Origin of the sequence: Gilliamella sp. Nev5-1 (assembly GCF_001690895.1) — a bacterium.
In the GTDB taxonomy this organism is placed as follows: Bacteria; Pseudomonadota; Gammaproteobacteria; order Enterobacterales; family Orbaceae; genus Gilliamella; species Gilliamella apicola_C.
The window spans coordinates 1-24361 of the sequence record NZ_LZHO01000010.1 but is presented as its reverse complement, the minus strand read 5'-3'; the positions used below and the strand labels follow the sequence as shown (position 1 = coordinate 24361).

Below are 24361 nucleotides of genomic sequence, written 5' to 3'. Positions count from 1 at the left end.
GTGCGATCAGTTAAATAATAGCCAACTAGGTTTGCACTTAGCTCAATTTTATTTGGCTATTTATTTAACCGCTTTTTAAGATTTATTATCACGAAGCCGAAATAAACATAGCATCACCGTAGCTAAAAAAACGATAGTTTTCTTTAACAGCATGCTGATAAGCATTCATGGTATTTTCGTAACCAGCAAAAGCAGAAACAAGCATAATCAAAGTTGATTCCGGTAGGTGAAAATTTGTGATAAGTGAGTCAATAACCTTAAACTGATAGCCTGGGTAAATAAAAATTTGGGTATCGTCAAAAAAAGGAGCGATTTTTCCTGTCTTTTGTGCGGCACTTTCTAAAGCGCGAACCGATGTAGTCCCTACTGCGATCACTTTATTGTTTCTGGCTTTGCATGCTAATACGGCATCGACAACCGAATCGGGGACTTGAGCATATTCTGAATGCATAATATGTGCCTCAATATTTTCAACTCTAACAGGCTGAAATGTTCCCGCTCCAACATGTAAAGTAACAAAAGCCATTTCAACGCCTTTTTGTTTTAATTTTTCTAATAAAGGTTTATCGAAATGAAGACCTGCTGTAGGTGCGGCAACCGCGCCAGGCACTTTACTATAGACTGTTTGATAAACTTCACGATCCTGTTCGTTGTCAGGACGATCGATGTAAGGTGGTAAAGGAATATGACCAATTTTATTCAAAATACTGAGCACATCATCAGGGAATTGTAATTCAAATAAAGCATCGTGACGTGCTATCATGGTCACATTAATGTGTTCATTTTCACCTAATATTAGCTCAGTTCCTTCTTTTGGTGATTTTGAGGCTTTAATATGCGCAAGAGCACGATTACCATCTAGTAATCTTTCAATTAATACTTCAACTTTGCCACCAGATGCTTTTTTTCCATACAAACGGGCAGGAATCACTTTGGTGTTATTAAAAATCAATAAATCACCTGGATTAATTTTATCGATAATATCAGTAAATACCTGATCTTCAATTTTACCTGTACGACTATCAAGAGATAGCAGTCGACATGCACTTCTGGTTGCTAAAGGGTGTTTCGCAATGAGCTCTTTTGGAAGCGAGAAGTCAAAATCTGATAGTTGCATAATTGTATTCCTCAAAAAATGAGGCATTAGTCTAAAGCCCTGATTATGTCTAATCAAGTAATTATTTGTTGATTATTATAATAGTTGCGTTAAAATTTTAGGCGCCTAACAGAAGTTAGCCGATTAAAAGTTATATTAATATAAGGAAAATAACATGAAAAAACATCAAAAAACATTGCTAGTTGCACTTCCTTTAGTTGCTGCAATGTCACTAGTTGGTTGTAAAAATATGAGCGCAGATGACTTAACTAGTCTTGGCATGAAAAGTTTAAAAGCTGCAACCTTAAGCGATAATGATGTGAAAGCATTAAGTCAAAAATCATGTGCTCAAATGGATGCACAATCAAGAATTGCTCCTAAAAATAGTGTTTATACTAAACGATTAAATAAAATCGCTAAAGCGCTAGGTAATAACTTAGATGGCACTCCAATCAACTATAAAGTATACATCACAAAAGATGTTAATGCTTGGGCAATGGCTAATGGCTGTGTTCGTGTATATAGTGGTTTAATGGACATGATGACTGACAATGAAATTCAAGGTGTTTTAGGTCACGAATTAGGCCACGTTGCTTTAGGCCATAGCAAAAAAGCTATGCAAGTGGCTTATGCAACAGAAATCGCTCGTGATGCAGCAGCAGCATCAGGTAATGCAAAATTAGCTTCATTATCTAATTCTAGCTTAGGTGCTTTAGCATCAGCAGTAATTAATGCTCAGTTCTCACAAAAACAAGAACAAGATGCGGATAACTATTCTTTCGATTATTTAGTTAAGAAGAAAATCAATCCAACTGGCCTTGCAACTGCATTTGATAAGTTAGGTGGTGGTGATTCTTCAATCTTAAGTAGCCATCCGTCTTCATCAGCGCGTGCAGATAATATTCGTAAAAAAATTGCAGAGTTAAAAAAATAAGTTCTGTGATTGTATTATGAAAGCGTCATTCATGGCGCTTTTTTTATATCTAATTGATTGTTTTTGATAGTAATGGTTTGGTGATGAATTTATTGCAGAATCCATCAACCAAAAAACTAAGATTTAACAATAACCGTTTAAAAATGACTTTTTATTGTTTATAAAAAGATAAGAATTTAGCAAATCGCCCAATTGCATCTTCAAGGTCGCCTAAATATGGTAAAGCAACAATTCTAACGTGATCTGGCTTATGCCAATTAAAACCGGTTCCTTGTACAAGTAACACTTTTTCCTGTAACAAAAAGTCTAATACCAATTTTTGATCATTATGGATGTTAAATTTTTTCTGATCTAATTTGGGAAATAAATACAAAGCGCCTTGTGGCTTAGTACATGAAACACCCGGAATATCGTTCAGTAGGCGCCACGCCAACATACATTGCTCATATAAGCGACCACCTGGCACAATAAATTCATTGATACTTTGATACCCACCAAGAGCCCCTTGAATCGCATGTTGTAATGGTACATTGGCGCATAAGCGCATGGAAGCAAGCATATTTAGACCTTCAATATAGCCTTTTACGTGATGCTTAGGACCACAAAGTGCCATCCATCCTTGTCTAAATCCCGCAACTCGATATGTTTTTGATAAACCGCTCATCGTAATAACAAATAAATCAGGCGCCAATGTAGCAATTGAATGATGTACGGCATCATCATATAAAATTTTGTCGTAAATTTCATCAGCGAAAATAATCAGATTATTTTGACGGGCGATTTCAGCAACCTCAAGCAATATTTCTTTACTATAAACAGCACCAGTTGGGTTATTGGGATTGATAATTACAATACCTTTTGTTCTAGGTGTAATTTTTTGTTTGATATCATCTAAATCTGGTGACCAATTTGCTTCTTCATCGCACAAGTAATGAACCGCATTTCCGCCCGATAAACTCACTGCCGCGGTCCATAGTGGATAGTCAGGCATAGGTACCAGAATTTCATCACCACTATTAAGCAATGCTTGCATAGACTGGACGATTAATTCCGATACGCCGTTGCCAATGTAAATATCTTCAACATCTAAACTGTTAATACCTCTGGCTTGATAATGTTGCATAATTGCTTTGCGGGCAGAGTAAAGGCCTTTTGAGTCACAATATCCTTGTGAAGAAGGTAAATTTCTAATGACATCAACTAACAATTCATCAGGAGCTGCAAAGCCAAAAGGAGCGGGATTTCCAATATTAAGTTTAAGGATTGTTTGACCTTCTTCTTCTAGCCTTTTAGCATGCTCAAGAATTGGTCCACGAATATCGTAACAAACGTGATCCAATTTGTTTGATTTTTGGAAATTTACCATAATATCGCCCTTTCTTTTTTATTGTGATCGTTTTTTAATGTAATGAAAAAAACAATCTACTCCTATTTAGATAATTTTTGAAGATGCTATTATAACTAGCTCAATAAATATTATTTAACTGTCTGAATTTTGTGCGGAGAGAGTTATGAAAACCATTTTAACCGTCATTGGTAAAGATCAAACCGGCATTATTGCCGGTATTAGTCAGAAATTATATGAATTAGATATTAATATTTTAGATGTCAGCCAAACAATTATGGATGAGTATTTTACGATGATTATGTTGCTTGACTTATCTAAAATCAATGTGGCCTTTGATGAGGTAAAAACGACATTGACGCAAACCGGTAAAAAACTAAAAGTTAAAGTCAACATTCAACGAGAAGAAATTTTTGATGCTATGCATCGTTTGTAATATCAACTCTCTATTTTTGTATAAAAGGATAGTACTAATGGAAACAAAACAGATCCTCGAAACCATTAAAATGATTGAGGAAGAAAAGCTTGATATTCGCACAATAACCATGGGTATTTCTCTCCTTGATTGTATTGATAGCGATGGCGAGAAAGCACGTCAAAAAATTTATAACAAAATTAATTTGTTAGCTAAAAATTTGGTAAAAGTCGGTGAGGAGATTACCTCAGAATTTGGCATTCCAATTATCAATAAGCGTATTTCTGTCACACCAATATCGTTAATTGCTGGTGCAAGCGAAGATAAAGATTATGTTGCATTTGCCAAAACACTTGATGAAGCCGCTAAAGCTGTTGGTGTTAACTTTATTGGCGGATTTTCGGCACTGGTACAAAAAGGTTATCACAAAGGTGATGAAATTTTAATTAATTCAATTCCACAAGCGCTTGCACAAACAGAACGCGTTTGCGCATCAGTAAATGTTGGTTCTACACAAACGGGAATCAATATGGATGCAGTCAAGCAAATGGGGCATATTATTAAACAAGCAGCACAATTAACTGCCGATAACAGCAGTATGGCATGTGCGAAGTTAGTTGTATTTGCCAATGCCGTTGAAGATAACCCATTTATGGCTGGCGCTTTTCATGGCGTAGGTGAAGCTGATTGCGTCATCAATGTCGGTGTGAGTGGCCCAGGTGTCGTTAAGCGTGCGCTTGAGAAAGTCAAAGGGCAACCTTTTGACGTTGTTGCTGAAACCATAAAAAAGACAGCATTTAAAATTACTCGTATGGGGCAACTAGTTGGTAAAGAGGCTTCTGAGCGCTTAGGCGTTAAATTTGGCATCGTCGATTTATCGTTAGCTCCAACCCCTGCAATTGGTGATTCAGTTGCACATATTTTAGAAGAAATGGGGCTAGAAGCAGTTGGCACTCATGGTACAACCGCAGCATTAGCTATGCTCAATGATGCAGTAAAAAAAGGTGGCGTCATGGCATGTGGTCATGTGGGCGGTTTAAGCGGAGCCTTTATTCCTGTTTCAGAAGATGCGGGTATGATTGATGCGGTAAATAACGGCGCGCTGAATCTTGAAAAACTAGAAGCAATGACTTGTGTTTGTTCAGTTGGACTAGATATGATTGCTATTCCAGGCGATACGCCAGCTGAAACTATTTCGGCAATCCTTGCTGATGAGGCAGCAATAGGGGTGATTAATCATAAAACGACAGCAGTTCGAATTATTCCTGCTGTGGGTTTAAAAGTAGGCGATAACATTGAATTTGGTGGCTTACTAGGTCATGCGCCCATCATGCCAGTAAATAACTTTAGCTCATGTGATTTTATTCGCCGTGGAGGGCGAATACCTGCTCCAATTCATTCATTTAAAAACTAATAGATTAATTTTAAATAATTGATACTCCTACTCTGCCTGCACTAAAGCTGGCAGAGTATTAAACTTTTAATGCAAAACTTACTTAGCAATAGCAAAATACGTTTCTTCAATAACATCTTCATTATTTCCAGATTCATTCCTTTCTCCTTCAACCTATCAATTTGAATGTATGGTAGCGCATTTCTGCGGTTTGCTTAGCTATACGCTCTTTACGCTTTACCCTAAGGTTAAGCTTTTATTCGCCACCTGACGATCCATGCCTATTAACAGTTAAGATATAGCGATTATTATTAATACCCAAAGGCTTTAATTAGCCTGGCAATAAATCCATTATCTAAAAAATTTTTTACCGTTTGTGGCGGGCTATTTTTTAACAAATCGTGGATACCTAACTCTCCCAATGATGCGCAATGTCATGGATATTATTTGGTACCAATTCCATTCGTTTCTTTTATCTTAATTTCCTACAATTGATGCTATCAAATTAGTGTTGATTTAACTCTAGCAATAGCAAATTAACAATATTTATAAAAGTTTGCTGATCACATCATGATGGAGGATGAAATGGGAAATGAATCTAACGACCAAATGTTTTTTGAAGATTTGATTCTTTTAGATAAAGACTTTCAAGATACAAATCAATTTTTCGATTTTACTTTTCCTATTTTAAAAAGTGGTGGTTATGTAAATCATTCCTTTTTAGATGCAATTAAACAAAGAGAGTCTTCATTTCCTACCGCATTACCAACTGAACCTTATGTGGTTGCGATGCCGCATACTGATGTCGAACATGTTATTAGACCGTTTATCTTTTTTACTCGATGCAAAGGAACCATACCATGGCGTGAAATGGCAAATAATGACCATGTGTTAAAGGCTAACTTTGTGTTTTTGCTAGGGTTTAATCAAAAGGATGGGCATATTGATTTATTGCAAAAATTGATGTCCTGCTTTGTGAATTTGCGTTTTTTAGAAGAACTTTATCACGCAAAAACTGAACATGAAATTTTTACACTATTGACATCCAATATCAATTTATAAGGAGGCTTTATGAAAAAAGTTATTGTTGCATGTGGCAGTGGAGTGGCTACATCACAAACCGTTGCCAGCAAGGTTACTCGTTTATTAAAAGAACGGAATCTTGATGAGATAAAAGTAGAAGTTGTGGATCTGAAATCTGTCGATACTCACATTAAAAATAGTGCTGCTTATATAGCGATAACTAAAATTGAAAAACAGTACCCTATTCCTGTCATCAATGGTATTGCGTTTCTAACAGGAATAAATATGGAAGCGGAGCTACAAAAAATTATTGATGCCTGTAAATAGGAGTACAAATATGGAATTTCTTGGAACAATTATAAATTATATTTTGAATTTAGGTGCGCCAGTTTTTGTACCATTTATTATGCTCATTGCCGGCTTAATTGTACGCATGAAATTTAGAGATGGCGCTTCGGCCGCTATTACGCTAGGTGTGGCATTTGTTGGAATGAGTATGTTGATTGGTTTTATGGTTGGTGCTATTGGTTCAGCTGCGCAAACTATGATGGAGCGAACAGGAATTGAACTGAGCATTATTGATGGTGGCTGGACTACCATGGCAAACGTATCTTGGGCTTGGCCGTACGCTTTTCTTATGTTCCCTTTACAAGTGGGTATTAATATTTTAATGTTAGTATTAAAAAAAACCGATACCTTTAATGCTGACTTATGGAATGTGTGGGGGAAAATTTTTACCGCATTTATTGTGGTTGCCGTCGCTACCCCAATTTTAGGTTCTGTTGTGGCTTTGGTTCTTGCCTTTATTATTGCTACTTTGCAGATCATACTAGAACTTAATTCTGGTGATATTAATCAACATCGAATCGAAAAACTAACAGGTATTCCTGGTGTAACTTGTACTCATAGAATGCTGTTTTTCAGTGCAATTTATTATCCTTTTGATCTATTACTACGCAAAATACCTACTTTAAATAAACCGATGGATGCAGCAACGTTACGATCAAAGATTGGCGTATTTGCTGAAAATCATGTTATTGGATTTTTATTAGGTGTGACTTTTGGGATTATTGCTGGCTATGATGTTGCAGCTATTTTAATGCTTGGGGTACAAGCTGCTACTGCTCTTATGTTATTTCCAATGATCTCTAAATTATTTATGCAAGCACTATCGCCGATTTCTGAGGCGATTAGTGATTATATGAATAAACGTTTTGCTGGTCGTAAATTATTTGTTGGTTTAGATTGGCCATTTATGGGTGGTTCGAGCGAGATTTGGTTTACAGTAATAGTTGCTATTCCTTTTACCTTAATTTGGGCTGTTATTTTACCAGGTAACAAAATTCTGCCTTTTGCTGGTATTATTAATGTTGCCCTTATTGTTCCAGCTTATATTCTAACTAAAGGAAACACATTAAGGATGGTAATTTTAGCCATTATTGGAGTGCCATTCTTTTTATTTGCTGGAACTCAATTTGCTCCGATTATTACCGATTTGGGATTAGCCACTAAAGCTATTGATATTCCATCTAATCAGTTAATTTCAAATAGTTCTATCGATGCACCTGTTTTTACCTATGCTTTTTCATTTATTTGGCAATGTTTGCAAGGCTATTTTGTGCCATTGATTTTTACTGCTTATTGGTGTGTGGGTTATTTGTTTTATGCACGTGAACTACGCAAAGAAGCGATACAAGATGTAGCAGAAAAAAATAATAAATGAAAGTTAAAGTATTCGTTGAACATAATTTGCAGTAAATCTGATGGTAATGTTAGTTGCCATCAGGCAACGAACGATAAGGTAATTGTTATATGGTTGTCGATAAGCGAATTCATGCTGTTTTAAAAGCATTAATTCATCATCCAAATATGAGTGGCGTTGAGCTTCAATCTGAATTTGGGTTAACTCGTAAACAGCTTAGTTATACCATTAAGAAAATTAATAACTTTCTTGAATCATCTAATCTTGAATTAATTAAACGATTTAAAACTGGTAAGTTTAGTGTTCCTAAATTAGTGATCGAAACCTTTAGAGATGAGCCCGTATCGCTTGCTATTGGACGTTATATTTATTCTGAAGATGAACGAGTTCATTTACTACTCTTTTTTCTGTTAATTAGAACGGAAAGGATGTCGTTAATACATCTTTCTTCATCGCTTACTGTCAGTCAAAACACCGTTATCAATGATATCAAAAAAGTACAAGCAATGATTGTTCAATATCATTTACAAATCAACTATGACCGCGAGAATGGTTATCGTATTATCGGTAATGAAATTGACAAACGTTATTTGTTGCTAAAATTAATTCGTCGAATTATTAGTATGCCAATAGCTGACAAAATTTTTAGAGAAAATGAGATTATTACCCAAGGCCGCTTAGAACAAGTAGGACAGGTATTTAGCGAAATAGAAAAGAAATTAAAAATTGTTTTTACTGATGAGCAGTTGCAAGAGCTAACTTACTTTATTTGTTTTATGTTACAGCGCATAGAAACCGATAAAAAAATTGCGCTTTTGCCAGAAAATTATACTGAAGTTGCAAATGGTCGTGATTTTCAATTATTGAAAAAGCTCATTGAAAAATTTGGTATTACTGATCTTAATGAGCAAATTTTTTTAATGGTATTAGTGCAAAGCTCTAATATACAAACTCTATCCGATAAATATTTCCATTTAGATGCGGTGCTATTAGAAAGTGTTGTTGAGGTTATTGCTAATTTTGAACAGATTAGTTGTATCACCTTTAAAGATAAGAGCGAACTGATTGAACGCATTTATCAGCATTGGAAACCTGCTTATTATCGTATTCGATATCATATTTCTAATATCAACAGTGTATATGACATTGTATTGCAAGAGTTTGGTCACTTACATGAAATGGTACGAAAAGCGATTTCCCCTTTTGAAAAAATATTGCATTGTAATATGCCAGATGAAGAAGTCGCTTTTATTACTGTACTTTTGGGCGGTTGGTTAACTCGAGAAGGTTTGATCAACCGAATTAAAACAAAGAAGATCGCAATTTTTGTTTGCGAAAATAGTGCAACTGTCTCAACTTATCTTTACCTGACTTTACAAGTATTGCTTCCTGAATTACATTTTTCTGATGCCATGTCTAAACGTGAGTTCGAAAAATATCATCATTATTATGATATTGTTTTTTCTACCTCACATTTATCTACCGATAAATTGTTATTTATTGTTAATCCTTCACTGAATAATTTTCATAAAAATGCTTTTCGTCATCAAGTGATTGGCACTTTACAAGGTATTGATCCTAGCATTATTCAAGTTGATGAGCTGATGTTTATTATTGAAAAATATAGCAATATCAAAGATCAAAAAGCACTGCAAAAGGAGTTAACTGCATATCTTTATAACGATGAAATGAATGATAACCCCGTACTAATAACACAACAAGAAATCCCCTCATTAGCCGACTTAATGCAAAAAGAACATATCAACATTATAGAAAAAGTGAATATAGCATGGGAGGACGCATTGGCATTAGCCGCACAGCCATTGTTAAACAACCAATCCATAGAAAGTGATTATCTTGAAAGAATGGTGAATAAAATCCAATTTGAGCAACCTTACATTATGCTAGTCGATGGGTTAATTATTGCCCATGCTGGCATTGATGATGGTGTAAATAAAGTCGCTATGTCTTTACTTAAACTATCAGAAAAAATCACTATTTGTGGTTATATGCAAGCGGATTTAATTGTTGTTTTAGCAACAAATAATCCACAAAAACACCTTAAAGCACTTGCCCAATTAAATGAATTATTAGAATTTCACGAAGGCGCAACTCGCATACGAAATGCCAAAAATAGCAATGAAATCTGGGAATTGTTTGCCAATTATCAATAAATAACTTGTCAAAATAGGAGCTATAAAATGTTAGAGATACAAAAACAATATGTTGTCGATATGGCTAAAAAATCAAGTGAGTGGGGACTATGCAAACATAAAGCGGGTAATTCTAGCGTACGAGATAAAGAGACAGGATATGTTCTTGTCACTCCTACAACAATTGATAAAAAATTATTAACAATACGGGATATTGTTGTAATGGATCTGGATGCAAATGTTATTGAAGCCGATTCAGGATTAAGACCAACCAGTGAATGTTTAATGCATCTTGAGATTTATAAAGTTCGCCCTGATGTTTTTGCTATTTCACATACTCATTCTATTTTTGCAACTTCATTTGCCGTGTTAGCCAGACCGATTCCTGCAGTCGTTTATGAATGTGCTATTTTGAATTTAAAAGATGGAATTATTCCTGTTGCACCTTATGGGCGACCAGGGACTCTAGACCTTTCAAATAGTGTTATAGAACCAATAAAACGAGCTGATGCAATTTTAATGGAAAAGCATGGTGCTATTGCTGTCGATAAAGATCCTTATGAAGCGGTATTAAAAGCGGCTTATATCGAAGAAATGGCTGAAATTTACTATCACGCATTATTAATTAATAGTGGTAAAGATGTTAGCGGTTTTCCTGCTGAGGAGTTACAACGTTGGGCATATCCCTCACAAATTAAATTTAAAAAATAAATTTTAGTCTATTTATTTTAATACGTTAATTGTAGGAAAACGCCGAGTTGCTTACACCTCATGGTTAAAATAATCCTCTAAAAACTCATAAGGCGTTTTCCCTGAAATCGCTTTATGCGGTTTAACGGTATTATAAAAATTAATAAAGCGTTTCAGTTTTTGTTTTCTATCTTGTGAATCGCTAAATATATGCTGATTATACCACATCGCAATTCAAAGTTCGTATCACTCTTTCGGCTTTCCCATTCATTCCAATTATTTTTACTTGGAATTATGATTCAGGTTTGTACTCTTATAGCTCCTTTATATCTACAGTGGGTTGTTGATGATGTAATAGCGGTTTCAGATATAAATTTATTGACTGTTTTAGGAATTGGTTTTATTTTGCTTCTCCTCTTACGTATTTCAGTTGAAGCAGTAAGAACTTGGTTTACTACAGCGTTTTCTACACAACTTAATTATCAATGGAGAGGTAATGTTTTTAATCACCTCCTCAATTTACCGTTAGAATGGTTTCAAAAAAGACATTTAGCTGATATTGTATCTAGATTTCATTCTATACAAGAGATACAAGATGGTATTACAACTAAAGTTGTTGCAAGTATAGTTGATGGTCTATTAGTTATTACAACTTTTGCCATGATGTGTATGTATAACTTTACCCTTTCACTAATTTCATTTTTTTCAATCTTGTTATATGCAATATTACGATGGACTACATTTTCACACCAGAGACACATAACTTCTCAATATATTATAAATAAAGCTAATCAAGAAAGTCATTTTTTAGAATCGATTAGAGGGATGCAAAGTATTCGTTTATATAACCATCAAAAAGAAAGATATGTTAATTGGATGAATTTATCTGCAATTGAGTTTAATGAGCATCTTAAATTAGAAAAATTTAATTTATTTTTCCAGCTTGCTAATACTCTAATTTTTAGTTTAGACAGAATTATAGTTATTTGGATCGCTGCCTCATTAATCTTAGATAATTTATTTTCAATTGGTATGCTTTTTGCGTTTATGAGTTATAAAGAACAACTATCAGATAAAATTGTATCTTTAATAGATAAAATATGTGAAATATCAATGTTAAAACTTCATGTAGAACGTTTAGCGGATATTGTTTTTAGCTCTAAAGAAAACTATCAAAAAATAGACCAATTTGTTGATACGAAAGTAATTTCAGATTTTACTATTAAGCTTGTAAATGTATCTTTTCGCTATTCAGAATATGAACCTGATATTCTAAAAAATATAAACTTAACAATACCCATGGGGCAGTGTATAGCTATAACAGGAGTGTCTGGATGTGGCAAAACAACACTTTTGAAATTAATTTTAAGACTTTTAGAGCCTTATGAAGGACAAATTTTTATTGGTAACACACTTCTTTCTGATTTAGATATTAATAAGTATAGAAAATTATTTGGAACTGTTATGCAAGATGATCAGTTATTTGCAGGTACAATAGCAGATAATATTTGTTTTTTTGATTCAGAACCTAATCAAGAAAAAATAAAGTTTTGTGCTTTAAAAGCTGTTATTCATGATGAAATAATTAAAATGCCAATGAAATATAATACAATAATTGGTGACATAGGCTCTGGATTATCTGGTGGACAGAAGCAAAGAATATTATTAGCTAGAGCACTTTATAGAGAACCTACAATTCTAGCATTAGATGAAGCAACTAGCCATTTAGATGTCACAAATGAGAACGCTGTCAATACTTCGATGCTCGGTTATCATTTTTCAAAAATTGTTGTTGCGCATAGGCCTGAAACCATAAAAATGGCAGATAGAGTAGTTATACTTGATCAAGGTTCAATCATTTCTGATACACTTAATTGAGATTAAATAAGATTAGATTATTTAAATCTTTACTGTTTTTATTTTAAAGAAAAGGAATTAATTTTTATGAAGAAAATATCAATTTTTTTTATTATATTATTAACAAGTAATTATGTTCAAAGTTTAGAAATAATTTGGGATCTTGTTTTTGATGCTAAATATAATTTAGCACATATACCAATGAATATTGAAGACGAAAAAATTTTATTAACATTTGATACAGGAGCAAAAGAAGCCTTATATTTACCAATAGATTTAATTAATAAAATACCGAATAAATCAGAGCAATCGAAAAAAATAAGATATATAGATCTATCTGGTAATATCATAGAGTCTCGATCATATATTATTGAAAATTTATGTATAAATTCATTCAATTTTAAAAAAGTTTCTGTTGCAGAATATAAATATTGGGGATTCAATTATTTAAACGATGATACAGATGTTAACAAAGAGAATAAAGGATTAGATAATCCCGTTATTGGATTAGGTCTTTTTAAGGATTATGTATTAACTATTAATTACCCTGAAAGTAAAATAACAATATCTGATTACGAGGATATTTCTAATGATTTAGATGAAAAATGGATTTCAGCTCCCTTTCAAGTTAATAGCGAAGGTTTGGTGATAAATATGTCTGATGGTATAAAAAATTATAATATGATCTTAGATAGTGCTGCCACTACTTCAATTTTAAAAGAGCAATCACTTTCACCAAAAACAACTATAATTAATAATGATGGAAGCGATGATAAATTTGTATCTATTAATTTTAATAATATTATTAATGATAACATTGAGGCTGTTATTCTAGATTCTATTCCAGATGAATTTCAATCGGATGGTATAGTAGGACATGATTTTCTTAGTAAAAATATAGTAAAGATTGACTTTAAGAATAAGCGACTTTGGGTTAGGCTTTATGAACTAAAATAATTTTTTACTTTCTATTATTCAATGCTGAGAAAACAATAATTTCTACATATAATGCATAGCAATCTCCAAACTGTGGTGGTGCGAAGTAGCTAGTATAAATCACCTTTCTACTTTTTTCACTCTACCGTGTTTAAAATTGCACTTCATGTTTGAATTCAGGTTTTTCTTTATAGAAATGAAAAATTTATTCAAAAATCAGTCAGAAATGGTATTGATTTTATTTGATTTTTTATTTTGGTTATATTACTCAAATGAGCACCTTATCAATACCAATAATGTAAATATCCCAAACTTAGTACACAACTCACGTAGAAAATCATGCTGCTTGTTTTAGTGTTTTATACTCAATCGGTGTCATGTTATTTAATGCCTCATGCGGTCTTTCGGTGTTATAAATCGTTAACCATTCTTCGGTTATTCTCCTTGCTTGTGCTAAGTTGTTAAAAAGGTATAAATCGAGTACTTCAGTACGATAGGTGCGATTAAATCGTTCAATGTACCCGTTTTGATATGGGCTACCGGGCGCTATATAATCAATGGCTATATCATGTGATTTAGCCCAGTTTATAAAGGTTTTTCCTGTAAATTCTGGTCCATTATCGACGTGTATTTTTAATGGATAGCCATGGTATTCAGCCAGTTTATCTAAGTAACGGGTAACTCTCCCTGCCGGTAAGCTTACTGCAATATCAATACCTAACGCCTCACGATTAAAGTCATCGATGACATTGAATGTCCTAAAGCGACGTTGATTACAGCTACTATCACTCATAAAATCCATTGACCAACATTCACCTTGTTTATTAGGAACCAATAGCTTTTCTGGTGTTCGTTGGGGGATACGTTTTTTACGTTTAGCTCTAATATTAAGTTTTAACTCACAATACACCCGATAAACACGCTTATGATTCCATTTATAGCCGAGCTTTCTGATACGATTAAAGCATTTAGGAAAGCCCCAGCGTAAATGCCGGTCTGTGATAGCATTCAACACCGAAACAATCACCGAATCATCCTGTAACTTAGGTTGATAATAGTAAGCACAACAGCTTAAGCCAACAATGGCACAACTCATAGCAATAGTAACTGAATGATTTTGTTGTAGTTGCTGTGCCCACGTTTTACGTGCCCCAGTTGGCACTAAAGCTTTTTTATGATTTCTTCCTGAAGCTGGGATTTTAAGCTCAGTTCGGCAAACATCTGTTTAAGTTTACGGTTTTCGGCCTCAAGCTCCTTTAAACGTTTAATATCAGAGGTTTTCATACCACCGTATTTATCACGCCATTTATAGAAAGTTGAATTTGCCATGCCCTATTTACGGCACAGTTCTTTAACGGGAATACCCGCTTCAGCTTCTTTTAAAATAGCGACGATTTGATGTTCAGTCATTTTTTCCATAATTAAATCCTCTTTTACTTTTATCATAGAGAATTTTCTACTTTTTTGCTGTACTATTTTAGGGGATAGTTACACATTGTAACAATAAAAAATACTAAACAATATATTAAGGTAGCCGTTCAATGAGATATTTATATTTTTTCCTTACATTACTCTTTGTGTCATTTTTAGCCACTGGAGGGATCTTTGTCAAATTAAGTGAATTAGGACCTATTAGTACAGGTTTTTATAGGGTACTGTTTAGCATTCCAATACTATATCCTTTTTTTAAAATAGAAAAAAGGAATAAAGTGATCTGTAAAGATAAACTTTTACTCTATATTTCTGGAGGATTTCTAGCAGGGGATTTAATACTGTGGAATATATCTTTCTCATATACGACAGTCGCAAATGCAAATTTATTAGCAAATTTAGTCCCTTTTAGTATAGTGCCGGCCTGCTATTTTTTATATAAAGAAAAAATATCAAAAAAATTTTTACTAGGATTGTTTTTAGCTTTATTAGGGCTTTTTATCCTGATCACCGGTAAACAAAATACTAACGAAGGAAATGTCTTTGGTGATTTTCTTGCATTTATGACATCTATTTTTTATGCCTTATTTTTACTCATTGTTTACAAAGTAAGAACTAGAGTATCTAGCGTACAAGTTATGTATTATAGTGCCTTTGGCTCAGTTGTTGTCCTTTTATTAGCCAGTTTAATTATGGAGGGAGTTAGTTACCCTACAAGTTGGAGAGAACTATGGCCTCTTATTGGGTTAGCTATTTTTTCCCAAATACTAGGGCAAGGTGGCCTTAGCTATATTCTAGGAAAAATATCTGCTAGCCTTGCATCAATATTAGTTCTTATGCAGCCTGTTATTTCCGCATTATATGCTTATATTCTTTTTCATGAAAATCTATCTCTCCAAGAGATTCTAGGAATATTTATTGTTATAGTCGGGATTTTCTTTGCTAAAAATAAATGACTTTTTTATCCTTTTTTAAGACTGAATTCGGTACAATTTAGAATTCAGTTTTTACTTTTTGTAGTTGCTAAAGCGGATGGAAAATTAGTTACAACTTTCCATCAAAAATAATTCAAAGAATTAGGGTGTATTGATCTTTCGTGATTGTTTTTTAGACGGCATGATGTGAGTTATAATAATTCTGCAAAAAACAACCCTAACTCGATTCATCATGCCAAGAACAATGCTAACAGATAAACGGTGGGAAAAGCTACTACAAATAATGAAAAATACCGGCCGAGTTTATAATAAATCCGAGCATCGGATGACGTTTGAAGGGATCCTTTTCCGAATGAGAACCGGTATTCCTTGGCGAGATTTGCCAGAAGAATTTGGTGGATGGAGCACCGTCTATAGGCGATTTAATTTGTGGTCTAAAAAGGAATATTAGTTGATATTTTCAAACATTTATCACAACTAGCGGATTTTGAATGGGTGTTCCTAGATGGCTCGATTATCAGGGCTCATCAACATAGTACAGGCGCTGCAACGGAGCATTCCGAGCAAATAGGTCAGAGCTGTGGCGGTCATTCAACTAAAATTCATCTTGCGGTTGATAGTGGTGGTTTGCCTATTTTTTTTGAGCTTTCTGAAGGACAACGACATGATATCACTTATGCAGAAAACCTAGTTGAAAAGCTCGATGAAGTGAATACAGTGATAGCCGATAAAGGTTATGACAGCGAGCCTTTTCGGTGCTTTGTTCGTCAAAAAGGCGGACGAACGGTGATTGCTAAACGTAATTATGGTAAGGATATAGATAAAAGCAGTATGGATAGGTGCCTTTATCGCTATCGTCATTTAGTCGAGAATGCCTTTGCTAGAATCAAGCAATATCGTTCAATATCAACTAGATACGATAAGTTAGAAAGGAATTATGCCAGTATGGTATCACTGGCATTTATGTTAATGTGGCTGCCAATGTATTGTTGAGTAATTTATGTACAGCAAAGATCAACAGCCCCTAGTCAATTAATAGAAAAATAGTGAATCAGTAAAAAATTTTATATTAAAAAATTAGATGTTGTTTGAATACTTAGACATTTTATCAATGATACTTAGAATATTATTTTATCGATATTGTGATGATGATGTCCGCCGATGATATCGGCGGATTTATTGTTTTATTGGGTTTGGATATATTCATTCATATATTTTAAGATATACGCCATTGAAGCCGCTCCCGGATCCATGTGACCAATTGCGCGTTCACCTAAATTTTTAGTTCGTCCAAATACAGCGATCATCTGTTTCGTTTTTTCTGCGCCTTCCATAGCAGATTGTGCGATTTTAGGTAGCGCATCGATTAACTTCGTAGATGTTAATTGACTTGCGGTTGTTGCGCTAGCGGCTAAGGCATCAACCATAGTCTTATCCCCTGGTTTGGCTTTTCCGCGTTGATAGACTGCCTGCCAACCTTCGTTAAGGAGTTTTGATAATACATCAGAATCAAACTCTGTTACGCCTGTAATACTTTTTCCGCCCGCTCTAAATAAAGTACCAAAAATAGCGCCAGAAGCTCCGCCCATACTTATCATTAATTTTGTACCAATTTGCGTAAAAAAATCACCTATATTAGTTGGTTGAAATTTTTCGTCTTGTAGTAGCACCATGATAGCTGTAAATCCACGTTTCATACCGATGCCGTGATCGCCATCGCCGACTAATTGATCTAAAGCGGTTAATGTTGGCTCGCTTTCGACCATCTTTTCAGCAGTAAATAGCATCATTTTACGGACTTGTAGTAAATTCATTTTTATTTTCTCCATCCTAGTGTTTGGCAAGGTAAATCATAAAGGCGTTGTAATTCTTCATCTAATTTTAATAAGCTAATTGAAAAACCAGACATTTCAAGCGATGTGCAAAAATGACCAACAACAACATCGTGGCTAATTATGCCTCGTATACCAAGTTCAATGCCAACTTTGCGTGTTATGATGTACAACTCGGCGTTACTAAGCGCGCCTAAATTATTAATCAATACGCACACTCGATCGCCTTTTTTAAAAGGTAAATCATCACATAGATTGTCTATCATTTCTTTGACAACTTGATCAGATGAGGTAATCACTTGTCGGCGCAACCCTGCTTCTCCATGAATACCAATACCTATTTCAATCTCGTTATCCTCTAATTCAAAATTGAAATGACTTGATTGGGGTAGTGCACATCCATCTAGGGCGACACCGATGGTACGAACATTGTTGTTTGCTTTCGATACAACTTGGTAGAGATTTTCAAGGTCGTATTTTTCAAATTGTGCGGCAGCGCCAGCAATTTTGTATAAAAACATAATACCAGCGACGCCACGGCGATCAGAAATCTTAGATAATGGTGCCGAAGCAATATCATCAGTTGCTCGAATCGTTTTGATAACAATATTTTCTTCTCCTAATATTTCGGCTGCAATATCAAAATTCATTCCATCACCAGAATAGTTGCCAAACAAAAATAGTACGCCTTTTCCTTTTTCTATAGCTTTGGTTACTTCAATAATTTGATCTGGAGATGGCGATGTGAAAACTTCGCCAATTGCACAGCCATCAATTCCGCCTTTACCAATAAATCCTGCAAAGGTTGGTTCGTGACCACTACCACCACCTGAGACAATAACTACTTGATCACTGGCAATATGGTTACCATAAACGGCACAATGTTCAGAAATTGCAGTTAATCTACCCTGATAGGCATAGATCAATCCCTGCATGACTTCTTGTCTTACATTATTGGGATCATTAAGTAGTTTTTTGGGTTTGCGCATTCTTTATTTCCTCTTTAATTATAGTTAACAACGTTTTATTGTAGGGAAAATTAATAACTCAAACGAATACAATTAATGACAAATAATATCCTACTTATTGCGCATCATCGGGATGATTTAGTTGATCTTTATGAGAGCTAGAAATTTAGTTTTTTATTCTTGAAAAGGTATAGTATCACTAATATTTATTATTAACTTGTTTATAAAATAATATTACAGTTATAATTTGTGAAAAAGTTTCAGGAGAGTAGGTGTTTGAGTATAAGCACCATTAATCATTGTCTATGAACACAGAATCTTATCTTCAACGTTTTAGCGGTATTGCAAGGCTTTATGGTGAATCAGCCTTGCAATGTTTTTTGCAAGCGCATATTTGTGTGATTGGTATTGGCGGCGTGGGGTCTTGGGTTGCTGAATCGCTAGCGCGTAGTGGTATTGGTCAAATCACCTTAATTGATATGGATGATGTTTGCGTTACAAATACTAACCGTCAAATTCATGCGTTAAAATCCAATATTGGTAAAGCAAAGACATCGGTTATGGCTGAGCGAATTTTACAAATCAATCCTGAATGTGTTGTAAATGAAATTGATGATTTCATTAATGGAGATAATGTCAGTGAATATTTGGGCACAAAACAATCACCGCGTTATCACTATATTATTGATGCTATTGATAGTGTAAATGATAAAGCGGCTGTACTTGCATATTGTAAGCGACAGAAATTAAAAGTGATTACCATTGGTGGAGCTGGTGGGCAAAAAGATCCTACTCAAATTAAAATTACTGATTTAGCAAAAACAATTCAAGATCCATTAGCCGCTAAATTACGCGAAAAATTGAAAAATCATTATAAACTTAATAAAGACAGTAAAGGTAAATTTGCCATTCCATGTGTTTATTCTACCGAACAACTAACTTATCCAGCTAAAAATGGGCAAATATGCTTTACCAAAAGTGACGCAGATGGTCCTAAAAAAATGGACTGCGAATCAGGATTTGGGGCAATTACCACAGTCACAGCAACTTTTGGTTTTGTTGCTGTGAGTTATGTATTAAATAGATTATGTCATTTATGATTTATATTTTGAACTAAACAATCGGCTTCTTTTTTTATGTTATGATTTACGTTCAATAACAACTATTTTTTTTATTAGAAATAGTTGTTTATCTGTTGCTATTTTTATTATTCAATTTTTTTTCTCTTCTTAAAAATCCTTGTTCTATTATTAAACTACTTTTTTGTTTAATATCTTATTGTATAAATTAAAAATCTGATTTAGGATAGTGCTAATTTCGTTTTGTTATTATGCTTAAGCATTAAATAGTTTCAAGGAAGACGCCAAACGATCCCGATTTATTTTTTAATTTCAAGGAGAAATCTATGGCAGTAACTAATATGAATGAGTTAAATGAGTTAATGGCTCGAGTGAAAAAAGCACAGGAGACTTATTCAACTTATACTCAAGAGCAAGTCGACAAAATCTTTGTAGCAGCCGCAACAGCCGCAGCGGCAGCACGTATCCCACTAGCACAGCAGGCAGTTGCTGAGTCAGGAATGGGAATTGTTGAAGATAAAGTCATAAAGAACCTTTTTGCCGCTGAGTATATTTTAAATAAATATCGTCACGATAAGACTTGTGGCGTCGTGGCCGAGAATGAACCATTTGGTACTATTACTATAGCAGAACCACTTGGTATTATTTGTGGAATTGTTCCTACCACTAATCCAACTTCTACCGCAATTTTCAAATCCTTAATTAGTCTAAAAACACGTAATGCAATTGTCTTCTCTCCACATCCTAGAGCCAAAAAATCAACGATTGAAGCAGCTCGAATTGTGTTAGATGCGGCAATTAAAGCGGGTGCACCACAAGATATTATTGGTTGGATTGATGAACCATCTATCGAATTATCAAATGCATTAATGCATCACGATGATGTGGCTGCTATTTTAGCAACGGGTGGACCGGGTATGGTCAAAGCAGCGTACAGTTCAGGTAAACCAGCATTAGGTGTTGGAGCGGGTAATACACCTGTTGTTATTGATGAAACAGCTGATTTAAAACGTGCTGTGGCTTCTGTTCTTATGTCTAAGACATTCGATAATGGTATGATTTGTGCTTCAGAACAAGCAATTGTTGTGGTTGATTCTGTATATGATGAAGTGCGCCGTTTATTAACCCAATATGGCGCATATGTTTTAAATGCTAAAGAAACACAAGCAGTGCAAGGCATCATTTTAAACGATAAAGGTGCATTAAATGCCAATATTGTTGGTCAACCAGCAACAAAAATTGCTGAAATGGCTGGTCTTAAAGTGCCTGCTGGTTCAAAAGTCCTGGTTGGTGAAGTGAATAATGTTGATTTATCTGAGCCATTTGCCCATGAAAAACTTTCCCCAACGCTTGCTATGTTTAAAGCGAAAGGTTTTTATGAGGCTGTTGATAAAGCAGAAAAGTTAGTTGAAATGGGGGGAATGGGGCATACTTCTGTTCTTTACACTGATCAAGATAGCAACCGTGAACGTATTGCTTATTTTGGTAGTAAAATGAAAACTTGCCGTATTTTAATTAATCAACCAGCAGCTCATGGTGGTATTGGTGATTTGTATAATTTTGATTTAGCACCATCTTTAACTTTAGGATGTGGTTCTTGGGGTGGAAACTCGGTATCTGAAAATGTTGGACCAAAGCACTTAATCAATAAGAAAACAATCGCTAAGAGAGCAGAAAATATGTTATGGCATAAACTACCAAGTTCTATCTATTTTAAACGTGGCTCATTACCTGTTGCTTTAAGTGAAGTGGTTGAGCAAGGCGCAAAACGCGTATTTTTAGTAACGGATAAATTCCTATTTAACAACGGTTATTCAAAACAAATCACTGATCAATTAGAAGCACAAGGTGTTATTTGCGAAACTTTCTTTGATGTTGAAGCAGATCCAACATTAAGTGTTGTCCGTAAAGGTACCGACTCAATGCAAGTATTCCAACCGGATACCATTATTGCTTTAGGTGGTGGTTCACCAATGGATGCGGCTAAAATCATGTGGGTTTTATATGAGCATCCTGAAACAAAATTTGAAGAATTAGCATTACGTTTTATGGATATTCGTAAACGTGCTTGCCATTTCCCAAATATGGGTCAAAAAGCAAAATTAATTTGTGTCACAACAACATCGGGTACAGGCTCTGAAGTGACTCCGTTTGCCGTTGTTACTGATGATGCAACAGGTCAAAAATACCCATTAGCGGATTATGCTATTACGCCTCATATGGCAATAGTTGATGCAAATTTAGTGATGAATATGCCTCGCTCACTTTGTGCTGCTGGTGGTTATGATGCAGTAACACATGCTTTAGAAGCTTATGTGTCGGTGATGGCAAGTGAGTTTTCTGATGGCCAAGCTTTACAAGCATTAAGTCTGTTAAAAACCTACTTACCGACAAGTTATAAAGAAGGTGCCAAAAATCCTGTTGCTCGAGAAAAAGTGCATAGTGCAGCAACATTAGCCGGTGTTGCTTTTGCTCAGGCATTCCTTGGCGTTTGTCACTCAATGGCGCATAAAATTGGGGCAGCTTTCCATATTCCACATGGTGTGGCAAATGCGATGTTAATTAGTAATGTGGTGCGTTTTAATGCAACTGACAAACCAACTAAGCAGGGCACATTTAGCCAATATGGTTATCCTAAAGCAATTATCCGTTATGCAGAAGTTGCTGATCATTTAGGTTTAACCGCAGCTACTGATAAAGATGAGATGAAAGTCGAGAAATTAATTGCTTGGTTAGATCAGCTTAGAAAAGATCTTGATATCCCATTCTCAATTAAGGAATTTGGAGTCGATGAAAACACTTTCTTAGCACAGGTTGATCAATTGGCTGTTGATGCTTTTGATGACCAATGTACAGGGGCAAATCCTCGTTATCCTTTAATTGCAGAGTTAAAACAAATTCTGCTTGATACTTATTATGGTCGTGCATATCAGGATAGAGGGGACATTAGTGAGGATGTTGCTGTACATACCGCAGCAAAAGGTGTGGAGAGTTCTAAAAAAACTAGCTAAAAAGAAATAATATAAATTTACACTTTGATTAAAAAAAGACCTGGAATAGTTTGAATTTCAGGTCTTTTTTATGTTTTTGATTTTTTTTTAATCAAACAAAATAAAATTTGTTTTTTTTGCTTGCAAGGTTAAATGTTCTAGTTCATAATGCGCAGCACTTAGGCCGGCTTAGCTCAGTAGGTAGAGCAACTGACTTGTAATCAGTAGGTCGCCAGTTCGATTCCGGCAGCCGGCACCATTTTCCTAAGTAGACAAATTTATAAAGATTCGGGGTGGGGTTCCCGAGCGGCCAAAGGGAGCAGACTGTAAATCTGCCGTGTCACACTTCGAAGGTTCGAATCCTTCCCCCACCACCATCATCTAATGTTAGCAATAGCTAATTGAAGCATTTAGGTAGCCGAGTTTGAACATGCGGGCATCGTATAATGGCTATTACCTCAGCCTTCCAAGCTGATGATGCGGGTTCGATTCCCGCTGCCCGCTCCAATTGCTGATATAGCTCAGTTGGTAGAGCGCACCCTTGGTAAGGGTGAGGTCGGCAGTTCAAATCTGCCTATCAGCACCATTCTTGTTATTCTCCTAAACTTCTAAAAATATTAAATTTGACTGCTTTTAATGCTTGTCACTAGATAGCTTTATCTGTTATTATTCAGAGCTAATTTTAAGTTAGTATTATGTTGATATTAAATATGATACTTGGTTAATGTGGTGAATCGCCACCGATTTGTATTACATTTGAGGGACAATCGATGTCTAAAGAAAAATTTGAACGTACAAAACCCCACGTTAACGTTGGTACAATCGGCCACGTTGACCATGGTAAAACAACTTTAACTGCAGCAATTACTTCTGTTCTTGCTAAAAAATACGGCGGTCAAGCTCGTGCATTCGATCAAATCGATAACGCACCAGAAGAAAAAGCACGTGGTATCACCATCAATACTTCACACGTTGAATACGATACACCAACTCGCCACTATGCGCACGTAGACTGCCCAGGCCATGCTGACTATGTTAAAAACATGATCACTGGTGCGGCACAAATGGACGGTGCTATCTTAGTCGTAGCAGCAACTGATGGTCCTATGCCACAAACTCGTGAGCACATCCTTTTAGGTCGTCAAGTAGGTGTTCCTTACATCATCGTATTCTTAAACAAATGTGATATGGTTGATGACGAAGAGTTATTAGAATTAGTTGAAATGGAAGTCCGTGAGCTTCTATCTCAATACGATTTCCCAGGTGATGACACACCAGTAATCCGTGGTTCAGCGCTTAAAGCATTAGAAGGCGAAGCAGCGTGGGAAGACAAAATTGTTGAATTAGCTGAAGCATTAGACAGCTACATCCCAGAGCCAGAGCGTGATATTGATAAACCATTCCTATTACCAATTGAAGACGTATTCTCAATTTCAGGTCGTGGTACAGTAGTAACTGGTCGTGTTGAACGCGGTGTAATCAAAGTGGGTGAAGAAGTTGAAATCGTGGGTATCAAACCAACAACTAAAACCACTTGTACTGGTGTTGAAATGTTCCGTAAATTACTTGACGAAGGTCGTGC

Annotated in this window: 20 protein-coding genes, 4 tRNA genes and 1 pseudogene; 19 read left to right on the top strand and 6 right to left on the bottom strand. The window is 35.1% G+C overall.

The window, feature by feature from the left end:
• Positions 1-88: 88 nt before the first annotated feature.
• The gene (gene queA, locus A9G41_RS01620) at positions 89-1117 is read right to left on the bottom strand and encodes a tRNA preQ1(34) S-adenosylmethionine ribosyltransferase-isomerase QueA (RefSeq protein ID WP_065582054.1); all 1029 of its coding nucleotides are present in this window, start codon (positions 1115-1117) and stop codon (positions 89-91) included.
• A gap of 154 nt (positions 1118-1271) precedes the next feature.
• On the opposite strand from queA, the gene A9G41_RS01615 reads away from it, so the two are divergent.
• Positions 1272-2030: a M48 family metalloprotease gene (locus tag A9G41_RS01615; protein ID WP_065582055.1), complete on the top strand. Its 759-nt coding sequence runs from the start codon at positions 1272-1274 to the stop codon at positions 2028-2030.
• Between the two features lie 151 nt (positions 2031-2181).
• Here A9G41_RS01615 and A9G41_RS01610 read toward each other — a convergent pair whose 3' ends face one another.
• On the bottom strand, positions 2182-3396 hold the full coding sequence (locus A9G41_RS01610; RefSeq protein ID WP_075539231.1) for a pyridoxal phosphate-dependent aminotransferase: 1215 nt from the start codon (positions 3394-3396) through the stop codon (positions 2182-2184).
• A 145-nt stretch (positions 3397-3541) separates the two neighbouring features.
• Between A9G41_RS01610 and A9G41_RS01605 the strand changes: the two genes are divergently transcribed.
• The 7 genes from A9G41_RS01605 to A9G41_RS01575 all read left to right on the top strand — a co-directional run bounded on the left by A9G41_RS01605 (position 3542) and on the right by A9G41_RS01575 (position 10772).
• Positions 3542-3811: an ACT domain-containing protein gene (locus A9G41_RS01605; protein ID WP_075539230.1), complete on the top strand. Its 270-nt coding sequence runs from the start codon at positions 3542-3544 to the stop codon at positions 3809-3811.
• Positions 3812-3848: 37 nt separating this feature from the next.
• Positions 3849-5204, top strand: coding sequence for a PFL family protein (locus tag A9G41_RS01600; protein ID WP_065582058.1), 1356 nt, complete (start codon positions 3849-3851; stop codon positions 5202-5204).
• Between the two features lie 564 nt (positions 5205-5768).
• Complete coding sequence (locus tag A9G41_RS01595) at positions 5769-6245, top strand: PTS sugar transporter subunit IIA (protein ID WP_065587823.1); 477 nt, start codon at positions 5769-5771, stop codon at positions 6243-6245.
• Between the two features lie 9 nt (positions 6246-6254).
• On the top strand, positions 6255-6533 hold the full coding sequence (locus A9G41_RS01590; RefSeq protein WP_065566501.1) for a PTS sugar transporter subunit IIB: 279 nt from the start codon (positions 6255-6257) through the stop codon (positions 6531-6533).
• A 10-nt stretch (positions 6534-6543) separates the two neighbouring features.
• Positions 6544-7929 carry a PTS galactitol transporter subunit IIC gene (locus A9G41_RS01585; RefSeq protein ID WP_075539229.1) on the top strand — a complete coding sequence of 462 codons (1386 nt, stop codon included), beginning with the start codon at positions 6544-6546 and terminating at the stop codon, positions 7927-7929.
• An 89-nt stretch (positions 7930-8018) separates the two neighbouring features.
• Positions 8019-10082: a BglG family transcription antiterminator gene (locus tag A9G41_RS01580; RefSeq protein WP_075539228.1), complete on the top strand. Its 2064-nt coding sequence runs from the start codon at positions 8019-8021 to the stop codon at positions 10080-10082.
• A 27-nt stretch (positions 10083-10109) separates the two neighbouring features.
• Entirely contained in the window at positions 10110-10772 is a 663-nt protein-coding gene (locus tag A9G41_RS01575; RefSeq protein ID WP_075539227.1) for a class II aldolase/adducin family protein, read from the top strand.
• A gap of 51 nt (positions 10773-10823) precedes the next feature.
• On the opposite strand, the gene A9G41_RS14880 is transcribed toward A9G41_RS01575, so the two are convergent.
• The gene (locus A9G41_RS14880) at positions 10824-10979 is read right to left on the bottom strand and encodes an integrase core domain-containing protein (protein ID WP_141673618.1); all 156 of its coding nucleotides are present in this window, start codon (positions 10977-10979) and stop codon (positions 10824-10826) included.
• Here A9G41_RS14880 and A9G41_RS01570 point away from each other — a divergent pair.
• Positions 10962-12629, top strand: a complete 1668-nt coding sequence (locus tag A9G41_RS01570; protein WP_143425388.1) for a peptidase domain-containing ABC transporter — start codon at positions 10962-10964, stop codon at positions 12627-12629. The genes A9G41_RS14880 and A9G41_RS01570 overlap by 18 nt on opposite strands.
• 66 nt (positions 12630-12695) lie before the next feature.
• Positions 12696-13565, top strand: coding sequence for a hypothetical protein (locus A9G41_RS01565; protein WP_075539225.1), 870 nt, complete (start codon positions 12696-12698; stop codon positions 13563-13565).
• Between the two features lie 316 nt (positions 13566-13881).
• On the opposite strand, the pseudogene A9G41_RS01560 reads toward A9G41_RS01565, so the two are convergent.
• Positions 13882-14963, bottom strand: a pseudogene (locus tag A9G41_RS01560) (IS3 family transposase).
• A gap of 122 nt (positions 14964-15085) precedes the next feature.
• On the opposite strand from A9G41_RS01560, the gene A9G41_RS01550 reads away from it, so the two are divergent.
• Positions 15086-15931, top strand: coding sequence for a DMT family transporter (locus A9G41_RS01550; protein ID WP_065566497.1), 846 nt, complete (start codon positions 15086-15088; stop codon positions 15929-15931).
• 211 nt (positions 15932-16142) lie between these two features.
• A protein-coding gene (locus tag A9G41_RS01545; RefSeq protein WP_141674805.1) for an IS5 family transposase occupies positions 16143-16903 on the top strand; the annotation gives its coding sequence in 2 pieces (ribosomal slippage) (positions 16143-16347 and positions 16347-16903; 762 coding nt in all).
• A gap of 191 nt (positions 16904-17094) precedes the next feature.
• On the opposite strand, the gene dhaL is transcribed toward A9G41_RS01545, so the two are convergent.
• Together dhaL and A9G41_RS01535 are read right to left on the bottom strand one after the other, a co-directional pair.
• Positions 17095-17724 carry a dihydroxyacetone kinase subunit DhaL gene (gene dhaL / locus A9G41_RS01540; protein WP_075539224.1) on the bottom strand — a complete coding sequence of 210 codons (630 nt, stop codon included), beginning with the start codon at positions 17722-17724 and terminating at the stop codon, positions 17095-17097.
• 2 nt (positions 17725-17726) lie between these two features.
• Entirely contained in the window at positions 17727-18731 is a 1005-nt protein-coding gene (locus A9G41_RS01535) for a dihydroxyacetone kinase subunit DhaK (RefSeq protein WP_075539223.1), read from the bottom strand.
• Positions 18732-19015: 284 nt separating this feature from the next.
• Here A9G41_RS01535 and tcdA point away from each other — a divergent pair, with 284 nt between their 5' ends.
• From tcdA to tuf, 7 genes are all read left to right on the top strand, one after another.
• Positions 19016-19810 (top strand): tRNA cyclic N6-threonylcarbamoyladenosine(37) synthase TcdA, encoded by a 795-nt coding sequence (gene tcdA, locus A9G41_RS01530; protein WP_075539222.1) that lies wholly within the window; start codon positions 19016-19018, stop codon positions 19808-19810.
• Positions 19811-20115: 305 nt separating this feature from the next.
• The gene (adhE, locus tag A9G41_RS01525; RefSeq protein WP_075539221.1) at positions 20116-22800 is read left to right on the top strand and encodes a bifunctional acetaldehyde-CoA/alcohol dehydrogenase; all 2685 of its coding nucleotides are present in this window, start codon (positions 20116-20118) and stop codon (positions 22798-22800) included.
• A 162-nt stretch (positions 22801-22962) separates the two neighbouring features.
• Positions 22963-23038, top strand: a tRNA-Thr gene (locus A9G41_RS01520).
• A 33-nt stretch (positions 23039-23071) separates the two neighbouring features.
• Positions 23072-23156: transfer RNA gene (locus A9G41_RS01515), tRNA-Tyr, on the top strand.
• A 55-nt stretch (positions 23157-23211) separates the two neighbouring features.
• Positions 23212-23286 (top strand) — tRNA-Gly (locus A9G41_RS01510).
• A 3-nt stretch (positions 23287-23289) separates the two neighbouring features.
• Positions 23290-23365, top strand: a tRNA-Thr gene (locus tag A9G41_RS01505).
• Positions 23366-23549: 184 nt separating this feature from the next.
• Positions 23550-24361 (top strand): elongation factor Tu (gene tuf / locus A9G41_RS01500; RefSeq protein ID WP_075539220.1); only part of this gene is annotated, 812 nt, incomplete at its 3' end.